The organism is Spongiibacter marinus (assembly GCF_016906995.1).
Taxonomy (GTDB): domain Bacteria; phylum Pseudomonadota; class Gammaproteobacteria; order Pseudomonadales; family Spongiibacteraceae; genus Spongiibacter; species Spongiibacter marinus.
The window spans coordinates 285870-303692 of record NZ_JAFBBD010000004.1; the positions used below are offsets into that span (position 1 = coordinate 285870).

Annotated in this window: 14 protein-coding genes; 1 reads left to right on the forward strand and 13 read right to left on the reverse strand. The window is 57.2% G+C overall.

All coding sequences use genetic code 11. The features are described 5' to 3' along the window. Position 1 precedes the first annotated feature (1 nt). The 10 genes from HNR64_RS07930 to HNR64_RS07975 all read right to left on the reverse strand — a co-directional run bounded on the left by HNR64_RS07930 (position 2) and on the right by HNR64_RS07975 (position 10796). Entirely contained in the window at positions 2–862 is an 861-nt protein-coding gene (locus tag HNR64_RS07930) for an acid phosphatase (RefSeq protein ID WP_204995962.1), read from the reverse strand. 91 nt (positions 863–953) lie between these two features. After that, positions 954–1331, reverse strand: a complete 378-nt coding sequence (locus HNR64_RS07935; RefSeq protein WP_204995963.1) for a globin domain-containing protein — start codon at positions 1329–1331, stop codon at positions 954–956. Positions 1332–1342: 11 nt separating this feature from the next. Beyond that, complete coding sequence (locus HNR64_RS07940) at positions 1343–2527, reverse strand: acyl-CoA dehydrogenase family protein (protein ID WP_204995964.1); 1185 nt, start codon at positions 2525–2527, stop codon at positions 1343–1345. Positions 2528–2548: 21 nt separating this feature from the next. Then, positions 2549–3442, reverse strand: a complete 894-nt coding sequence (locus tag HNR64_RS07945) for a VOC family protein (protein WP_204995965.1) — start codon at positions 3440–3442, stop codon at positions 2549–2551. Beyond that, on the reverse strand, positions 3442–4518 hold the full coding sequence (locus HNR64_RS07950) for a 3-ketosteroid-9-alpha-monooxygenase, oxygenase component (RefSeq protein ID WP_204995966.1): 1077 nt from the start codon (positions 4516–4518) through the stop codon (positions 3442–3444). Before HNR64_RS07950 ends, HNR64_RS07945 begins: the two co-directional genes overlap by 1 nt. A 154-nt stretch (positions 4519–4672) precedes the next feature. Then, the gene (locus HNR64_RS07955) at positions 4673–5248 is read right to left on the reverse strand and encodes a Tll0287-like domain-containing protein (RefSeq protein ID WP_204995967.1); all 576 of its coding nucleotides are present in this window, start codon (positions 5246–5248) and stop codon (positions 4673–4675) included. A gap of 86 nt (positions 5249–5334) precedes the next feature. Further along, positions 5335–7662, reverse strand: a complete 2328-nt coding sequence (locus tag HNR64_RS07960; protein WP_204995968.1) for a TonB-dependent receptor — start codon at positions 7660–7662, stop codon at positions 5335–5337. 50 nt (positions 7663–7712) lie between these two features. Next, a complete protein-coding gene (locus HNR64_RS07965; RefSeq protein WP_204995969.1) occupies positions 7713–9104 on the reverse strand; it encodes a D-arabinono-1,4-lactone oxidase in 1392 nt (463 codons plus the stop codon). A gap of 2 nt (positions 9105–9106) precedes the next feature. Further along, positions 9107–9472 (reverse strand): c-type cytochrome, encoded by a 366-nt coding sequence (locus tag HNR64_RS07970; RefSeq protein WP_204995970.1) that lies wholly within the window; start codon positions 9470–9472, stop codon positions 9107–9109. Between the two features lie 40 nt (positions 9473–9512). Continuing rightward, the gene (locus HNR64_RS07975; protein WP_204995971.1) at positions 9513–10796 is read right to left on the reverse strand and encodes a DSD1 family PLP-dependent enzyme; all 1284 of its coding nucleotides are present in this window, start codon (positions 10794–10796) and stop codon (positions 9513–9515) included. A gap of 230 nt (positions 10797–11026) precedes the next feature. Between HNR64_RS07975 and HNR64_RS07980 the strand changes: the two genes are divergently transcribed. Next, entirely contained in the window at positions 11027–12076 is a 1050-nt protein-coding gene (locus HNR64_RS07980; RefSeq protein ID WP_204995972.1) for an AraC family transcriptional regulator, read from the forward strand. Positions 12077–12366: 290 nt separating this feature from the next. Here the strand turns inward: HNR64_RS07980 and HNR64_RS07985 are convergent, their stop codons facing one another. Genes HNR64_RS07985 through HNR64_RS07995 form a run of 3 tightly spaced genes read right to left on the reverse strand, consistent with a single transcriptional unit; the run spans position 12367 to position 17725 of the window. Further along, on the reverse strand, positions 12367–13683 hold the full coding sequence (locus tag HNR64_RS07985) for a dicarboxylate/amino acid:cation symporter (RefSeq protein ID WP_204995973.1): 1317 nt from the start codon (positions 13681–13683) through the stop codon (positions 12367–12369). Next, a complete protein-coding gene (locus tag HNR64_RS07990; protein WP_204995974.1) occupies positions 13680–16736 on the reverse strand; it encodes an efflux RND transporter permease subunit in 3057 nt (1018 codons plus the stop codon). The genes HNR64_RS07985 and HNR64_RS07990 overlap by 4 nt, the downstream gene beginning before the upstream one ends. Then, the gene (locus HNR64_RS07995; protein WP_204995975.1) at positions 16733–17725 is read right to left on the reverse strand and encodes an efflux RND transporter periplasmic adaptor subunit; all 993 of its coding nucleotides are present in this window, start codon (positions 17723–17725) and stop codon (positions 16733–16735) included. The genes HNR64_RS07990 and HNR64_RS07995 overlap by 4 nt, the downstream gene beginning before the upstream one ends. Between the last annotated feature and the right edge of the window lie 98 nt (positions 17726–17823).

Consider the following 17823-nt stretch of genomic DNA (forward strand, 5'->3'; position numbering starts at 1 on the left):
ACTATCGGTTCGCCGGCCAGGGCATTGCCTGCGGCAACGCGGACAGCGCCGCGGCCTCGGCGGCGCAATCATTGGCACTCACCGCACCAGCGGATCGCAGGGCGACAAGCTCTTTACGCGCGGCTGCCAGAGCCTGCGTAAATTCAGGGTTATTGTGAAGCGCGGCGACCGCTGCTGCACCGGCCGCCCGCCCCTCTAGAACATCGCTTTGCCAATGCACATTGCACACCACCCGGCTCTGGCCAAAGGCGCGCCCCCTGGCCAAAATCGCGTCCTGTCGCTCGGGCGCTAGCTCGGCGAGAATCAGCGCCCAGGCCCAGCCCAGCGCCGCGTGCCCCGAGGGAAAAGAACCATCCTTCCTCAGGTAATTCTCTTGTTCAGGGGTGCAGCTGGCCTGGCCATTCACCATAAAGGGGCGCGGGCGCTGATAGTGATTCTTCGCTGCGTAGGTCGCAAAGCCCGCATCGGTCAGGCTGCGGCGAAGCAAGCGGTAAAGCTGAGGGGTTTGTTCGGTGTTGATGGGTAAATCCAGGGCGCAGGAAAAGACGTCTGCGGCGGCGGGAAAGCGCAACTCTGCGTCGCGGCGCGCCTGTTGCCAGCGCGGTGATTCGCGCAGCGTCAACACCTGTTCATTGATCGCCCGATCCAGGGCTTCTGCCGCGCTGCCCTGGGTGGGCGGCGGCGACACCAAGGCCAGACTATTCGGCACCGCCTGCGGCGATAAATAGCCCTGCAAAATCCCGGGCCGAAGCTCTGCTACGGGCGCCAGCGAAGGCGCTGTGGTGGCCGGTGAGCAGGCGGCAAAAAAAGGCAGTACAAACACCAGCGCGGCAGCGCGGCGGAGGCAGCTAAATCGCTTCATGGGCAGTTCCTGTTGTTATTATTGGCAGTGGGGCAGACCCCACCACCAACGCTACGCCATCATGCCCAATCGCGCCATTGCCATTTTGTCATTAAGCCGCTGAGCGCTCCAACATGTCAGTGATTCGCCGCAAGGCTGGCAACAGCATTTTTTGCAATAATTCGGCGTCATCGCGTGGCTGCAGCGCCTGCGCGAAGCAGTCCAGCCATTGCTGACTGTGCCTGGGTGCCAGCCCCAGGCCCCGGTGCGCCGCGGTAATGCACATACTGCCGTTACGCTCGGCATACACGGGGGGCCCGCCCATCCAGCTGATCAGGTACAGACTCAGCTGCTCGCTTACCGGACCGAGATCCGGCGTGTGCATGGCGCGAATTTCTTCATAGGCTGGCTCACTGTCCATCAAGCGATAGAACTCGGCAACAACATCGCGAATACCTCGTTCACCCATAATCTCGTATGGCGTTTGCATGGCAGCCTCACTCAAAGGAAGAAGTCCGTGTTCGGCTGTCCCAGCATGGTAGCGCCCAAATTGCGGCCAAACTTGAAGGGGTTATTCGCAACGTGTTGGCGACCAGCATTAATATCCAACCACGCGCGATTGAGCGGGTGACCGCAGAAAATTCCCTGCGCGCCACAGGCGATGAAAAGCTCATTCACAGCATCAGCGCACTTGCGGGAGATACTGGCAGCGTGGAAACGGCGCTGAATGCGTTGCTCAATGGCGGGCGTGTCACCGGCCTCGGCGGTATTCACAAAATACGCCAGATCATCTTTGAGCATTACCCGGCACTCAGTAATTGCCGACACGGCATTGGCCAGTGCCATTTGCACATTGGGGTCTTTGGCTGCGCGTGCACCATCGTTCAAACCCACGCGATTGCGATTCACCTCAACGTAGCTGTCCACCACGCCCTGCAAGGCACCAATGGACGAGCAGGCAACCGCGCGAGTGAAAATCTGGCCGAAGGGCAAACGGAAAATAGCATTGGTGTTTTCCTTACAACCCGGATTGTCGCCGCTAAAACCGTCCGCACTGCGGTGGGTGCGGTACTCAGGTACAAACACCGGTTCTTTGATCACGATGTCGTTCGAGCCCGTTCCCTGAAGGCCGCTCACATCCCAGTTATCGACGATGTCATAGTCGCCCAACGGCACCAAAAAAGTCCGGTAATCAGGGGCTTCGCCGTCGGCCGCGGGTGGCACCATGCCCCCCAAAAACGCCCACTTACAGTGTTTGGAACCCGAGGAAAAACCCCAGTGTCCAGAGAGCATATACCCTCCTTCGACACGTTTTACCTTACCCACTGGCATATATGAGGACGAGATCAACGTGGAATCGTCGTCGCCCCACACATCTTGCTGTGCGCGGTCGTCAAACATACCCAGCTGCCAATTGTGGATAGCGACTACGCCCAGTACCCACGCGGTCGACATACAGCCCTCGGCAAGGGTTTGCTGCACATCAAAAAATTGCTGGGGAGGAAGCTCATAGCCGCCGTAGCGGGCGGGCTGCATAATCTTGAAAAATCCGCTGCGCTGCATCTCGGCAATGGTGGCATCCGGCAGGCGACCCAGTGACGCTGCCTCGTCTTGACGCTCAAGCAGGGCGGGAACCATGGCGCGGGCGTCGAGCAACAGCTGTTTACTACGGTTAAAATCACTCATTATTTTCTACCTCAATTCTTGCTAGTTGTCGGCGTGCTGCCAGTGATGGCCCCACTGTGAGGGGCGCGTACTAAAGGTGGGGCGGTAGTGCTGCCAATCCAGCTGCAATCCGCCGCAGCCAAACTCAATCGCAAAACCGCCTGGGCTATTTACATACACCGATACCATCTGGTCGTTGCAGTGTTTGCCCAGCGACGCGGCCACACCAACGTTGTGGCTGCGGCAACGGTCCATAAACAGTCCCAGTTGATCGAGGTCTGGCACCTCAAACATCAGGTGCACACAGCCACTCGCCGCCGGATTCGGGTCTTGGTAAATGGCCAGGCTGTGGTGCCGGGGGTTATCGACATGAAGAAAGTGCAGGCCCTGCTCGCCCAGCTGCATGGAATCGGTATACTCAAAACCCAGCAGCCTGTGATAAAAATCGATACAGGCGTCGAACTCTCGGGTTGGCAACACATAGTGCCCCAGCCCCATGTCGCCGTTGAAGCCGGTTTCAAACGCGGGCACGCCGACCTCGCTTTGCAAGGCTAAACAGTCCAGCGCGCAGCTTTTCACCAGTTCAACTCGCTGACCGCTGGGGTCGTTAAGGGCCAGTCCGTCACGTATTTTGCGCTGCGCACATGCCGCCTCGCTTAGGCGGCTGACGTGCACGCCCTGCTCGGCCAAACGTGTACTCAGTACCTCCAAGTCCTCATCGGCGGCAAGCTCCCAACCCGCTGTATGAAAGCGCTCACGCTCGCCGTGCACGACAGCCACTCGCCAGCAGTAAGCGTCCATTTTATAGAGGTCCCAGTCCGCCGAGCGACCCGCCGCCTGCAGGCCAACAACCTGCGTGAGAAAGTGCGCCCACTGGGCGGTGTCACGGGTCTCGATCAGCACATAACCGAGAGCATTAATGCGTGTCAGTGACATTACTCTGACCCCACCTGAGCGTGGGGATACTTGATTCGCGTTTCGTGCTCTTTCAGCGCGGTGATGTTATCCGGGATGTCCGCAACGTCCATGTAGAACTGGCTGTACCACTTGCGCAGCATATTAATCGGGCCGTCGCCGTCGCACATTAGTGGGTTATCAATGCGAACTTTGTTGTTCCAAATTTCAACGTCCTGCACGAAGGAGTCGACCGACATCTGCGTGTAGGCCTGCACTAAGGCGGTATTTTCCTCTTCACTCAGGCTGGGGTCTTTCTTAACCATGACGCCTAAGCGAATGATGAACTCCTCCATGTTTACCGGCACGTGGCTCACCAGCAGGTGGGTCGTGACTTCGCGCCCATCCATCGAACCGACCATGGTGGTGGTCATATACGCGGGCCCTTCGTAGGTCGCAACGGAGGTAAAGCCCTGGCCCTCGTCGGCCAGAATATCGTGACCACCCGACATCACCTGCGTGTAGGTGTGCCCGTCTTGAATGTTTTTGAAGGTCTGCACTTGGGAGTAGTGAACAGGGCCAAAGTGCGCCATATCGGCCATGTTATCGACCAGCTCACGGCAGTTGGAATGAATGGTAAATTCGGCAATATTCCAATCTGACCACTCGCCAGAAAAATAATCACTGTTGCGGCGTGGACGCTGCTCGGGAATGGGTGGGTGCCCCTCCGGGTCGTGCCAGACAAAGGCGAGGCCGTTTTCTTCCATAACCGGCATCGAGGGAATCACTGCTTTCGGGGGAATACGGTCGGCATAGGGGATATCGTCACACACCCCATCGCCACCCCAGCTCCACTCATGGAAGGGGCAGCGCAGCGAGTTTCCGCACACTTTGCCACGGCTCAAGTCCGCCCCCATATGCGGGCAATACGAGCCGACGACATATAGCTCGCCGCTCTCCTCTCCCCGAAACGCAACCCATTTACTGCCAAAATAATTTAATGCCGTAGGCTCGCTGCCAAAACTGCTGGCTTTACCCAGACAATGCCAGCCCCTCGCGTAGCGCTCTGGCAGGGGCTTGGTTTCGATGATGTAGGGTTCGCGCAGGGGCTTGTTCATGGCGGCTGTCCTCTGTGTTCGCTGTTGTCACCACTTGTGACAACTCATGGCACACAGAGTAAGGGGCGCCCCGCTACTGGAATTTGATATAGATCAACTGCGCTCAGCTGCCCATCCGAATGGACGACCTCCAAAAAGACGAGTCGAACACCGCCTATTCCGGGGCGATCAGGCTGATAGCACCGCGGATGTCTCCCACCGCATAGCCCGTCGCACGGTCTTGGGGATAGCGTTCAGACAAGGCTTTTACTACCGGTGGCGCCAAATTGCTGCCGTGGCAATTCAGGCATAAACCTTCCACGCCTTGCGCCTTCATAAAGCGATAGCGACCATCCTGCCATTGGCCATCGTTTAGCGCCGCGACCGCCTCTCCCTCAGCCTTACGCCGCTCAAAGTCTTCGAGCACGCCGCGCTCATAGGCGTCGGGCACCGCATTGGGGTTGCGCGCTTTGAGGCTGACTCGCTTAACTGTCCAACCCGTGTCCTGGCTAATTTGCGCGGCAATGGCCGGTGCAATATCCGCACATACGTTGATGGCATGGGCAAAGCCTCCCGACTTCACTGCTGCCTGCAACTGCGGCTTCAAGGTGGCACCAAAGCGCTTCACGATAGGCAGGGCCTGCGCTTGCATTTCAGCAGCACTGGGCTGGGACGGTTGCTGGGGCTCGGCGATGGCCGATACGGCAAGAGAGCCAGCAAGTATGGCGATGAGGGATGTTTTAACAGACATAAACGCGCTCCGAGGTGACATGCCCCACCATTATCGCCGTTTAGGCGAGCAAGTGGGCGGGACATATCGTCGCAGTGGCGCCGGAGCTACCAGTTAAAGCGCAGCGATCCGTATACCTGGCGTCCAGGGTTTTGCTGAGCATAGTAGGTTCCCGGGAACAGCACCGAGTCTATCACCTGATTCTGAGTGCGCTCATCGCTCGCATTCTTCACACCCACGGTGGCACTCCACCACTCATCTGCGCTGGCAAGCGACAGGCGCAAATTAAGCTTGGTGTTAGCAGGTACACGGGTGTTGTCGTCGAGGTCGACATCGGTGTATTGCTCACCTTGATGGATGATATCCGCCGCGATATTCACACTGAAGGCATCGCCCAGCGTAAAGTGCAGGCTGGGGCTCAGTGTCGCGCTCACTTCGGGGGCAAAGGCGATGCGCTCGCCACTGAGGTCCTGGCGCTGATCAATGCCATCCGTGACCGGCGCGGGCGCGCCTTGATACTCGTCGTAGCGCGCATCAAGCAAACCCAACGACCCCGACATTGACAGCGGCTCCCAAGGCGTCAGCCACTGCCAATCCACCTCCAGGCCCTGCGAGGTTGCCGTAGCGGCATTACTAACGTCGAAGAACACGCCATTAAATGCCAGGACCTGTAGGTCCTCAAACTCGGTGCGGTACAAGGTGGCATTCACGCTGAGACTGCGGTCGAAGAAACGCCCCTTGATTCCCAGCTCCGCCGTGGTTGCATTTTCGTCGTCGAACTCAATGTCTTCGCCGGTGAACGAAATAGCATTGAAACCGCCGCTTTTAAAACCGCGACTCACGGTTGCAAAGACATTGGTTTCTTCGCTCAGGTAGTACATAACAGAGAGTTTGGGCGACACGTCGCGTTCGTTACGCTCGAGCCCACGCTTGTTGTAGTCCTGGGTATCCAGTAACAGCGGCGTGACACAGGCCAACGCGGGCAGCATGGTGGTACTGCTACAGGCCGACTCTCCCAAACTATCAATGCGCTTGTCTTCGCGATTAAAGCGCAGCCCCGGTGTCACCACCCAGTTATCGCCAAGGCTCAAACTGAATTGACCAAACAGCGCCAGCGACTCGGTGTTTTGCAAGTAGTGAAAACGGAAATGGTCGTCGGTGGTTGTTTGCGCCAGTAGTCGTAGCGCGGGCAGCAAGATCGCATCACTGCCTGCCATTTGTTGGGCGTCGTCGGTTCCCAGCCAGCTGCCGATGTCATCCCCTAATTGGAGCTTGGCATTAAGTTCGTAGTCCGACTCGAAGTAGAACAATCCAGCGACAAACTGCAGGTCATTCCCCAAGCCAAACAAGCTTTCGGCGTTACCCGTAAAGCGCCATTCCAAGGTGTCCTGACGGTAGTCCTCACGGTTAAACAAGGTGAGCAGATCTGCCGGTGAAACATCCATATCCTGGTCTTGCTCAACAAAAAAATCGCTGCGCCCCAATACGGCAACCATATTCAAGTCGCGCAGTGCGCCAACTTCGCCAAAGCTGTATGACAACTTGGCGCTGTAGGTTGTTGACCCTTTCTCCAGCTCGCCGTCTCGGTTCATGCTAGTGGTGAAGTCTTCCGGGTCATCTTCAATATTGGCATCAAAGTCGGCCAGATAGTCGCGCGTATCCGCATCCAGTGCTTTTAGCTGCTTGGGCCAATAGGCCATTTCGGTTTGTGACTCCAGCGCAATGAGCTCGATCTCCATGGCGTCGCTGGGAACAAATAGCAGTTTTAAGCGCTGAGCATCCTGCTCAGAAGCCTCTTGGTCGCGCCCGCTAAACTGATTATGCAATTGGCCGTCGCGCTGGGTATCCATCGCGGCAAAACGAAGGCCGAACCAATCGTTGACCATGCCCCCTGCTCCCACCTCTACTCGCTGTTCGCCAAACTCGCCTGCGCGCAGCTCGGCGTTGGCGCTGAACGCCTCGGTGACGGGACGGCTGAATACGTTGAAAACACCTGACACGGTATTCTTACCAAACAGCGTGCCCTGTGGGCCGCGTAACACTTCAACGCGACCGACATCAAACATACCTTCGGTAAAATAACCGGCCCGCCCCATAAACAGCTCGTCTTGCACAAGCCCCACGGAGCTTTCAAAACTCGGATTAAAGGTATTGGTACCGAAACCGCGAATAAAAATCTGCGGAGAACCTGGGTCGTTATCGTCCATGCGAACATTGGGAACAAAAACTGACAGCTCCTGCAAATCGCCGATTGCGGCATCCTGCATAAACTCGCCGTCGACAGCGGTCACCGAAATAGGCACGTCCTGCAGACTCTGCTCGGTTTTTTGCGCGGTGATAATCACTTCTTCCAAGACCCGCGACTGAGCCTGCACGACGCCAGCCGAGGCAATACCAACCATGCACAGCAGAGGGCGAATAAATGCGGATTTCATCAATAATTTCCTTATTAGCAGCAGCTAGCTAAGCCGTTTAGCACGCCGTATTAGTCGCGCATGCGCGTCCCAAAAACAGAGGCCAGATGACCATTCAAAAAGCGCCCATCGGGATCGAGTTCTTCACGCAGCGCCGTAAAGTCCTGCCACTGGGGATATAGCTTGGAAAGCTGCGCCGCATTCAGACTATGCAGTTTCCCCCAGTGCGGGCGGCCCTCATACTTCCAGAATATGGGCTCAACCGCGGCAAAGAAATTGTGGTAGTCCAGCTCGTAAGACTGGTGCACAGAGATCGCACAGCCGTCGCGACCGCTGAACATTGACAGCGGTATATCATCGGCCTTGATATAGCGGTACTCCAGCGGCAAAAAGCTGTTCAAGTTCTTCTTGCGCACCAGCGCCATGATCTCTCGTAAGCAATCCGGGCCAGCCTCGGCGGGCACGGTATACTCCATTTCGTTAAACCGCTGATCGCGCACATTGGCAAACACCTTGTATGACTGGTCGATCACGTCGGGAAAATCCATCTGCTTAGCCAGCGTATTCACCAGCGATGCCCGAGCATTCGGAAAGCCCCCTGCGTATTTATGCACATTGCGCAACAAGCTCACTTTGTCGCCATCACCACCGCCCTCTTTGGGCAGCGTGTTCGGATCGTTAGTTTCGTTCAGTGTCACGCACAGCGAAACATCCGAATGCAGTATGGGAATAAATTCAAAGCGATCATTCTCTTTGCGCAAGCGGTCTACATCTTCGAGCAGTTCGTTGGTGTCCTGCACCCAGGTTTGCTCATGTACGCGGAACGGTTGCCGGTTTTTCATGCGAATGCGGGTAATTACCCCCAAGGCGCCCAACGAAACGCGAGCGGCGGAGAAAATCTCAGGATTATTTTCCGCATCGCAATCAAGTACGTCACCACTGGCGGTAATTAAGCGCAGACCGCTGACATACGCCGAATAGGAACCGTAGTCGATGCCGGTTCCATGGGTAGACGTTGCAATGGCTCCCGCCAGCGTTTGGTAGTCAATATCCGCCATATTGACCAGCGCCTGCCCCGCCTCATGCAGGGGCTGCCCCATCTGCGACATGGGTGTTCCCGCCCAAAATTCCGCCTCCAGGGTGTCAGGGTTATGGCCGATCATGCCCGTCAGTTGCGCCAGTGACACCAGCGTGCCATCGGTCGGAACCAACGCAGAGAAGGAGTGTGAGGCCCCAACCGGCCGCACCACACCGCGGCTGTTTTCCAGCAAGTCGGCAATGGCCGCTTCGCTGGTGGGCGCGACCCGTTGCGCGGGAATACAGCGCTGGCCACCTGACCAGTTCGACCACGGAATCAGTCTTCGACGCCGCGCGGCCGCCGATACGGGGCTCCAACTTGTCACCGCACCCAGGGCGGCGGCCGTTGAGAGTTGCTTAAGAACGGTTCTGCGAGTAACAGCCACAACTATTCTCCCTGTACACCAGCCATCAGTTCGATCAGTGCGACGAAGTCATCCTCTGAGCACTGGGGGCACATGCCCATCGGCGGCATGGAATTAAAGCCATCTATGCTGTGATCCAACAGGGTGTCCATCCCCTTGGCCAATCGCGGCGCCCAGGCCTGGACATCACCACTGATCGGCGCGCCGGTACCGGCAACACCGTGGCAATTCATGCAGGAGCTTTCGTAGGTACGGCGCAACACCGGGTCGTTAATTTGTAGCGCTGCAATCGGTGCGGCTGCCTCGGCGGCACTTTCACCCGTTTCTGAACTGCAGGCAACCAGGCCGGAAAAACCGGCAAGCAGCAGCAATGCGATACGTTTTTTCATTGTTTTTTCCTCTTAGTCCGCCGGGGTGCTCGCCAGCGCGTCAAACGTTTTGCGACATTACCGGCCACTGGTCGATGATTTTGCCACCGCGCAGTACCAGTAGATCGCCAAATTCAAGTAGCACACTCTCGCTAATCATCGGCCTTAAGAACACGTGGTCATCCACCCGCAAATTGGTTGCCGGGGAGCCATTGACGATTTCCTGGTTGGCGCTGTGGCCAAAGTTAGCGTTAAATTGCAGCCCCTGCGGCGCTTCGTAGTCTGCGCGCCAATAGCCGCCGTAAACGAAATACGTCTGGCGCTGATTGACATCCCACCACGAGAAAATAGCCGACTTATCGTCCAGTGCAGGCAGGCGAATTGGCCCTTCTGCCTTGAGCACCGGCGTGGCAATATACGCCGCGGGGCGATGCCCTTCCAGGGTGGCAAGATCATAGTGGCTGGGCTTGAGCAGCGCCGTTCCCACGCTCACTTCGGTACTCAATGATTCCCGCTCGTGCAGGCGATAACTCGGACTGCCGCCAGTGTTTAAGGTAAGACTGCCCTGCCACATCGCCGGGTAGCGTTGCCGGGCGAGGTCAACATAGTGCTGATAGCTTGCCATGGCTTTATCGAGCAGCTCCTCGGGGCTCCCCAAAATACCCGGCACCCCCGCGCCAACATGGGCGTCGTAACCCATAAAGCCGCTAAAGGTCAGTTGCTCGGGGTAAGCGTGGATCAGGTCGAGAATAGCGATCAGCGCCTCATCACTATCAACACCACCGCGGTGAAGGCCAACGTCGATCTCAACGTTTACCAACATGGAGGTGCCCAAACGGTTTGCCAGCTCCAGATATTGTTGCAAACGCTGTGGGGTATCTATTAACCACTGCAGCTGGCGAGAGGGGTCAAAACTACCGCGATGGCGCGCGTAAAATTCCTCGGCCGACTTAACCGGCAATGGCTTACCCAGCAGTAGATCAGCGTCGGGAATATTTCGTGCATCGTGATTTAAAAAGGGTTGGTGGAAACTCATGAATCGCTTACTCCCGGACTTAGCTGACACATAGTCAAGGAGCTTCATGCTGGGCAGCGACTTTTCTACAATGCGATAGTGCTTGCCGGTTTTGGCCAGACTGTCGGTGACCAAGGCCAAATTATAGTCAACGCGATCCAGGTCTATCACCATCACCGGGCGCATAGGACCATTGCGCTGTAACTCGTCGTTAAGGCGGCGAAAATAGGCGTTATAAGGCTCGCCGTTGTCACCGGGGCGCAACCACAAGCCGCCCAGCCCTGCCGCCATTGTGGCGCCAGCGGCCGCTAATACCCGGCGGCGCTTCATAGCCTGCCTTCCTGAAATTGCCCGAACGTCCACACTGCGTTCATTATTATCATTGCCTCTCCGTTGCTGGCTGCACAAGGGGTAGTTAGTGCATAGCATAGCTCGCTCTGACAAGGGCATCTTGACCTTAATGCCTGGAAATTGACCCAACTGTCCACTGTTGGCAGATGATCAGCGCGCCGGACTGTAGTACCTTAAGGCAACGATTCACAGTTCACACACGCCAAACCATGCACAAGGCCAGCCCAGACAACGATGCAATGCAGTACACCGTTGCGGTGCACTTCCTGCGATTGCTCACCGATTACTGCGACGCCAACGGCCTGCCTGCCTCACAGCTACTGGAAAGCCACGGTCTGCCTGTTGAACTGCTGGAACAACCCGAAAAACGCATCCCCTACCTCAGTTATGCAAGCATGCTCGACAGTGCCGCAGCGCAGTTGCGCGACCCGCACCTGGGCTTGCATATGGGCCAGTTCGTGCGACCAGGACATGTGGGGGTGGGCGCGCTGGCGCAGTTCGCCTGCGCCAATGTAGAACAGCAAGTACAGCGCTTAGTGCGTTACTCGGGTTTAGACTACGACGCTTTCCGGGACGAGGTGGTGCACGAAAACGGCGATGTTGTGCTGCGCTGGCATTGTCTGTTGCCGCCGGAAATCGCCCTTAGCCACCACCATGCCGAGCTCAACTTCGCCGTTGTCAAAACCCTTGCTCCTCAGTTTACCGGCAGCGATATTCGCGCCACGTGGATCCGGTTTCGGCATCCAGCACCGGAAGACAGCGAAGAATTGCAACGCTTCTTCGGCTGCCCGGTATATTTCGATGCCGACGTCGACAGCCTCGCCTTCCCGGAGGCGGCACTGGACTTGCCGATACAAATGGCCAATGTTCAGGCGCTGGCCATGCTCGACGACATTTGTGAACAACAACTGAAGCAGCTAAGCCGGGCGCAGCCGCCGCAATGGCTGAAAGATTGCAAACGCAGCATTGCCGAGCAACTGCATAACGGCACCCCGGACCTAAGCCACGTCGCACAGAAACTGGAGGTCAGCCCACGCAAGCTGCGGCGCCTGCTGGCTGAGCAAGAGTTGAGCTTTCGGCAATTGATCGACGAACTGCGTCAAACCCTGGCCGAGCAGTATATGGCTGACCCGGAACTGAGCCTGGCGGATGTCGCAGCACTGCTGGGGTTCTCAGAACAAAGCGCATTCCAGCGCGCCTATCGCCGCTGGACCGGCGAGTCACCGGGGAAAAGTCGCCGCTCGGCGCGCAGTGAATAAGCCCGGGCGTGTGCTAGGGCCTGTTCACACTAATCCAATTGTCACTGCTGGAGGTCATTTTTGCCTCCAGCTAGGCGCCAGACGCGCCGTTTAGTCACTCTAAACAAGTGGCTGGCAACAACGCTGGGGGCAAAAATGGCCCCAGCCCTATGGGTTGCGGCTAAAAAAGCACCACTCGTCGTTGCTCATCGCTTATTTGGAATAACCAAACTACGCTCTTCGCGCCTAGATTGGTGCTTTTTTAGCCACAACAGTAATAATCGGATTAGTGTGAACAGGCCCTAGGCAATTCAGTCGCTGACCTTGTCATCGAGAAACCTTTCCATCACCACACAGGCCGTCAGGTCACCACTTACATTCACTGCCGTGCGACTCATATCTAAAATGCGATCCACGCCCAGAATAAGTGCCAGCCCCTCGGCCGGTACCCCCATTCCCTGAACGATTGTCGCCAATATCACAATACCGACGCCCGGCGTACTCGGCGAACCGATAGACGCACCCACAGTGGTCACCGACAACAACAGCAACTGGGCAATGCTCAGTTCAATGCCATATACCTGAGTAAGGAAAACCGCTGCTATGACTTGGTAAAGCGCTGTGCCGTCCATGTTCACCGTAGCGCCTAGGGGCACCACAAACTGTGACACCGCCGGTTTTACCCCCAGGGATTCTTCCGCTGTTTTCATCGACAGGGGCATTACCGCTGCCGAACTGGATGTGGAAAACGCCAACAGCTGAACATTGGAAATTGACCGCAGGAACGCCAGGGGTGAGCGGCGCGCTAGCACGGTGACAATCAGCAGATAGAAGCCCAGCAATATCACCAAGCCCAACAGCACCGTTGCCACGTAGGTCGCCACGCCAATAATGGCATCGAAACCCACCTGCACACTGATTTGCGCCAGCAAGCCGAATACCGCAATCGGCGCCAACGCCATCGCCCAACTGACGATTTTCATCGACACATCCTGCACCGACACACATAAGTCCAGCAGGGGTTTTGCACGCCGCTCGCTGATCGACACCATCGCCACCGCGATAAAAATAGCCAGTACAACAATCTGGAACATTGATCGCGACAACAGCGCACTGGTCGGGTTAGCGGGGATAATTTCAATCAGTCGGTCTGGCAACGAGGCCACGGCAACGGCGGATTCAGGCGCTGTTGCCGTGGCCAGCTCTGCGCCGACATCGATGTACTGACCAGGCTGTAACCACAGCGCCACAAGACAGCCAATGAAAACCGCCACGCTGGTCGTAAGAATAAAATACGGCGCAATGCGCAGGCCTATCTGCTTCAGAAATTTGGGGTCGCCACTACTGGTAATCCCCAAAATAATGGAGGACAGCACCAGTGGCACCACCACCATTTGAATCATGGCGAGGAAAAGCCGCCCCGGCAGGGCCAGCCATGCAGCGAGTAAGCTGGCCGTATCGCTGGCTACCAGCGCGCCACCGCTGGGTGACAGACACAAGCCGAGCGCCACGCCGAGCACCATTGCCAGCAGAATCTGCGCCCACAGTCGCCCCCGCAGCAAGTAGTCGAGCCGCGAAGCCAGGCGGCGCGGGCTGCTGGGTGTTAGTGCCGCAGGAAACAGACTCATGACAACGCTCCGTCGTTACCAGAGGGCGCGCTGACTGGCGGCTTAAGCAAGTAATATGACGCAGGCACAAATACCAAACTGAGCACCGACGACAACGACAGCCCGCCAATAATCACTGCCGCCAGCGGCGTCCACAGCGGCCCGCCAAAAAAGAACAATGGCAACAAACCCACAACGGTGGTGACCGAGGTTAACAAAATCGGCCGAAAACGCTGCTGCGCCGCCTCGATAATCGCCGTTTTCAGGTCGCTGTTCGCCCGCTCAATATCAATCTGATCGATCAGCACGATCGCATTATTAATGATGATACCGGCCAAACTTATTAAGCCTAGTGTGCCCATAAAAGACAGCGGCTGCCCGCTGGCCATAAGGCCCAGAGGGGCACCAATAATCACCAGTGGCACTGTGGTGAATACAATTGCCGCGCGGCGGAAGGAGTTAAACTGAAATACCACCAACAGCACCATTAAGGCAAAGGCCGCGGGCAAACCGGCAGCCAACTTTCCATAGATTTCATGGCTATCGGCAATTTCCCCGGCGATTGACAGGCTGTAGCCCTCGGGCAGGACGATGCTGTCCAAGTCATTTTGCACACGCTCCAGCAGCGCTTCGGCGGTGAAGGCCTCGCTCTTCGCTGTGATCGTAATCATGCGCTGTTGATCTTTTCGGCGCAGCTGTGAAAACTCGAGTTCGGGCCGGATAACCGCGAGCTGCCCCAACGGCACCACAGCTCCGCTGTCAGAGAGTACAGAGATATCGCGCAGATCGTCGATGCTATCGCGGTCTTTCTCGCTGGCACGCAGGACGATGGGCAGTGAACGGTCGTGGTCGTGAAACACAGAGATCGCACTGCCATCAAAGTAGGCGCTGAGTACCCGGCTCAACGACGCCGAGCTAACGCCTAAGCGCCGCGCTTTATTTTGGTCGACATCGATCATCACCTTGACGATTTTTTCGCCCCAGTCATTGCGGTTGTCCACCATTGCGCGCACCGGGTAAAACACCGCTTCAACATCGCGCGCCAATTCCAATAGCCGGTCGGCGTCTGGGCCGGTCAACTCAAGCTGCAAAACCCCCGATTCCTTGGCCCCCATCGCCAGGCGTTTTACCGTAAAACGCGCCTCCGGAAAGTACTGATGAGCATGGCGGCGAACACGCTCCTGCACCGTCAGCGAACTCTGCATATCAGCGGTATTCAGCAAAAAGAAGGCGCTGGTTGGCGAGCGCTCGGCAGGGTTGAGCGTAAGAAAAAAACGCGGGCCGCCGTCGGCGATGTAAGCGGTATAGTTGCGCAACTCGGGGTTGGCCTCGTCGTCAGCGAGCCAGTCGCCAAACGCTTTGGACAGCCGCAGTGTCTCGTTGATATTGCTACCCATTGGCAGCTCCATATATACCAGCACCTCACCGCGATCAGAGGGCGGAAACAACTGGCTGGGCAAACGAGAGAACAGTACGGCTCCAGCAACGACAAGAAGTGCAGTAGACGCCAATACCCAGGGCGCACGCGGCAGGCAGAATGCTAAAAGGCGCCGATAGTAATTCGCCCCCGCCGCGGGTTTATCCACGCGCGAGGTTTTAGGCTGCACGAAGCGCGCCGCAATCAACGGTAGAAAATACATCGCGCTCAGCCACGAGCCAAGCAAACTCAGGGCAACCACGCTGGCCAGTGAATAGGCGTACTCGCCCTCCGGCCCCTCCAGCAAAAAGAACGGCAGAAACGCCGCCGCGGTTGTACCCGAGGCGATCGCCAGTGGAATGGCAAACTGCTTGGCTGCGGCGCGCGCCGCCAGCGTCCGCGCCTGCCCTTGCTCGACCCGGCGCAACACATCCTCGACGACGACCACGCCATTGTCGACAAGTAAGCCCAGCGAGATAATCACCGCCGCTATCGACACCTGCTCTAGCGCAATCCCCAGTACGCGCATCCCCATCAACGCAAACAACACCGCAAAGGGGACAATCGCGGCAATAACCACCCCGGTTCTTAGCCCGAGAAAGACCATCACCACCAGCAAGACCACCACAAAGGTCTCGGCGACATTGAGCAAGGCACCGCGCACGGAACGGCGCACCTCATCGGGCTGAAAGCTGACAAAGTCAAAGGCGTAGCCTATCGGCTGCTGTTGCTCAAAGGCGGCAACCTCGTCGCGAATACGCTTACCCACCTCGAGGATATCTTCGCCGCTTTGCATTTCGACAGAGATAGCGATCGCCGGCTCGCCATTGGCGTATACCGGTCGCGTCAATGGGTCGGCAAAGCCTCGCCTCACGTGAACAATGTCGGCCAAACGCACGAAGTTGTCACCAATGCGCGTTTTGCTCAGTAACGCGGCAATATCCTGCTCACTGCGAAAATCGCCGCTGGTTTCCAGCAAAAGGCGTTTACCGCCGGCATTGAGCTGCCCTGAGGGCAGGATAATGTTTTGCTCTCGCAACTCATCTATAACCACAGCCAACTGCATGCCGACGGCAGCGAGGCGGTTGGCATCGAACTCCAGCCATATCTTTTCTGCCTGCTGCCCGTAAAAGTTCACTTTAGAAATGCCGGCAATGGTGTACAAACGGCGCTGCAAATCCTCTGCCGTATCGAGCATTTCAGCGTAGTCAAAGCCCTCGGCAGTCATCGCGATCGTCGCAATGCTGACATCGCCGTAATCGGTGTTCACGAACGGGCCCAGGGTATCCGGCGGCAGCTCGCGGGTGACTTCGCTCATTTTATCGCGCAGCGCCTGCCAAATATCTTCGAGGTCATCGTAGCGGTCGTAGAGCGTCACGCGAAAACTCACCTGGCCAGTAACCAGCAGCGTCTCTATTTCTTCCACCTCGGGGATAAGACGGATTTTGCGTTCGACTGGCTCAGCAATAAGCGTTTCCATTCTTGCTGGCGGCATACCGGGAAACAAAGCGGTGACCATGGCGGTGCGAATGGTAATTTCAGGTTCTTCCCGTTTGGCCAGATCGGTGTAGGTCAAACCACCGCTTAATAACAGTGCGAGCATCACAAATACGGTTAGGCGATTTCGCTCAAGCCCAAGGCGAATCAGCGACATCATAACTGCGGCTCCAGCAGTTTCACTTTCATACCATCGCGCAGATACGACACGCCCGCCGCGGCCACTCGATCACCCGCCGACAAACCTTTGCTGACTATCACTTCGTTACCGCGTACCTCGGATACCGTTACCGGGCGAGCGACAACGGACTGGCTGGCGGCGTCGTAAACATACACCAGCGCTTCGAAGTGCTTGGCGGTCAGTCGACTGGCATTGTCAAATACCAAACAATTCAATGGCAGCAGGAAACCGCGGTAATCGGCGGGCAAGGCGATATCGGCAATCACCTCAGCCGACATACCTACTCGGAGTGTTTGCGGGACAGCGTCCAGCACAGCAACGACCGGAAAGGCCGAGACACTCGCTGCACGGCTGCCCACTTCACTAATTTGCCCCTCGAACTGTACGTCGCCAAGCTCTGCCATTTGCACGGCAACCGCCTGCCCCACCGACATACCGTTAATCACTGACGATGGCACACTGAAGGCCACCTCAAAGGCATTTTCGGAGTACAAGGTCAGCAGTGTCTGTCCAGCCGCTACCGTTGCAAACGCCTTGGCACGTACGTTGGCAACAATGCCGTCAAACGGGGCGCGCAGTGCCGACTTGCGCAAGTTTTCCTCAGCCAAGGCCAGGCCCTGTTCGGCGCGCTCAAGCTGCGCCGCGGCGGTCGCCAGCGCGGCCTCTGCATCGTCGTAACGCGCACGCGGTATCACGCGTTGTTGCCACATGGCCTCGTGGCGAGTGAAATTACTGCGGGCATTCTGATAGCCTGCCTGCGCCTGGGCGAGCGCGGCTTTTGCATCCTGACGGTGCAATGCAATACGCGCTGTATCAAGCTGCAATAGCAACTCTCCACGCGCGACTCGCTGCCCTTCCTGAAGCTCGACCTGCCCCAGCTGACCGCCGATATCAAACGACAACTGCGTTTCATCGTGGGCCGCAAGAACACTGGGAAAGCGCCGCTGAACCATCTTCGCTGAATCCATAACCTGATATACCTTCAATCCCCGCGGCGGCATTTCGCGATTATCGGCAGGTTTCGCACAGCCAATCAGCAGCGCACTTATCACAACAGCAAAGAATA

Coding starts and splice junctions, on each gene's coding strand:
- HNR64_RS07930 (WP_204995962.1), bottom strand. CDS start 862: ATGAAGCGATTTAGCTGCCTCCGCCGCGCTGCCGCGCTGGTGTTTGTA.
- HNR64_RS07935 (WP_204995963.1), bottom strand. CDS start 1,331: ATGCAAACGCCATACGAGATTATGGGTGAACGAGGTATTCGCGATGTT.
- HNR64_RS07940 (WP_204995964.1), bottom strand. CDS start 2,527: ATGAGTGATTTTAACCGTAGTAAACAGCTGTTGCTCGACGCCCGCGCC.
- HNR64_RS07945 (WP_204995965.1), bottom strand. CDS start 3,442: ATGTCACTGACACGCATTAATGCTCTCGGTTATGTGCTGATCGAGACC.
- HNR64_RS07950 (WP_204995966.1), bottom strand. CDS start 4,518: ATGAACAAGCCCCTGCGCGAACCCTACATCATCGAAACCAAGCCCCTG.
- HNR64_RS07955 (WP_204995967.1), bottom strand. CDS start 5,248: ATGTCTGTTAAAACATCCCTCATCGCCATACTTGCTGGCTCTCTTGCC.
- HNR64_RS07960 (WP_204995968.1), bottom strand. CDS start 7,662: ATGAAATCCGCATTTATTCGCCCTCTGCTGTGCATGGTTGGTATTGCC.
- HNR64_RS07970 (WP_204995970.1), bottom strand. CDS start 9,472: ATGAAAAAACGTATCGCATTGCTGCTGCTTGCCGGTTTTTCCGGCCTG.
- HNR64_RS07975 (WP_204995971.1), bottom strand. CDS start 10,796: ATGAAGCGCCGCCGGGTATTAGCGGCCGCTGGCGCCACAATGGCGGCA.
- HNR64_RS07980 (WP_204995972.1), top strand. CDS start 11,027: ATGCACAAGGCCAGCCCAGACAACGATGCAATGCAGTACACCGTTGCG.
- HNR64_RS07985 (WP_204995973.1), bottom strand. CDS start 13,683: ATGAGTCTGTTTCCTGCGGCACTAACACCCAGCAGCCCGCGCCGCCTG.
- HNR64_RS07990 (WP_204995974.1), bottom strand. CDS start 16,736: ATGATGTCGCTGATTCGCCTTGGGCTTGAGCGAAATCGCCTAACCGTA.
- HNR64_RS07995 (WP_204995975.1), bottom strand. CDS start 17,725: ATGGATTCAGCGAAGATGGTTCAGCGGCGCTTTCCCAGTGTTCTTGCG.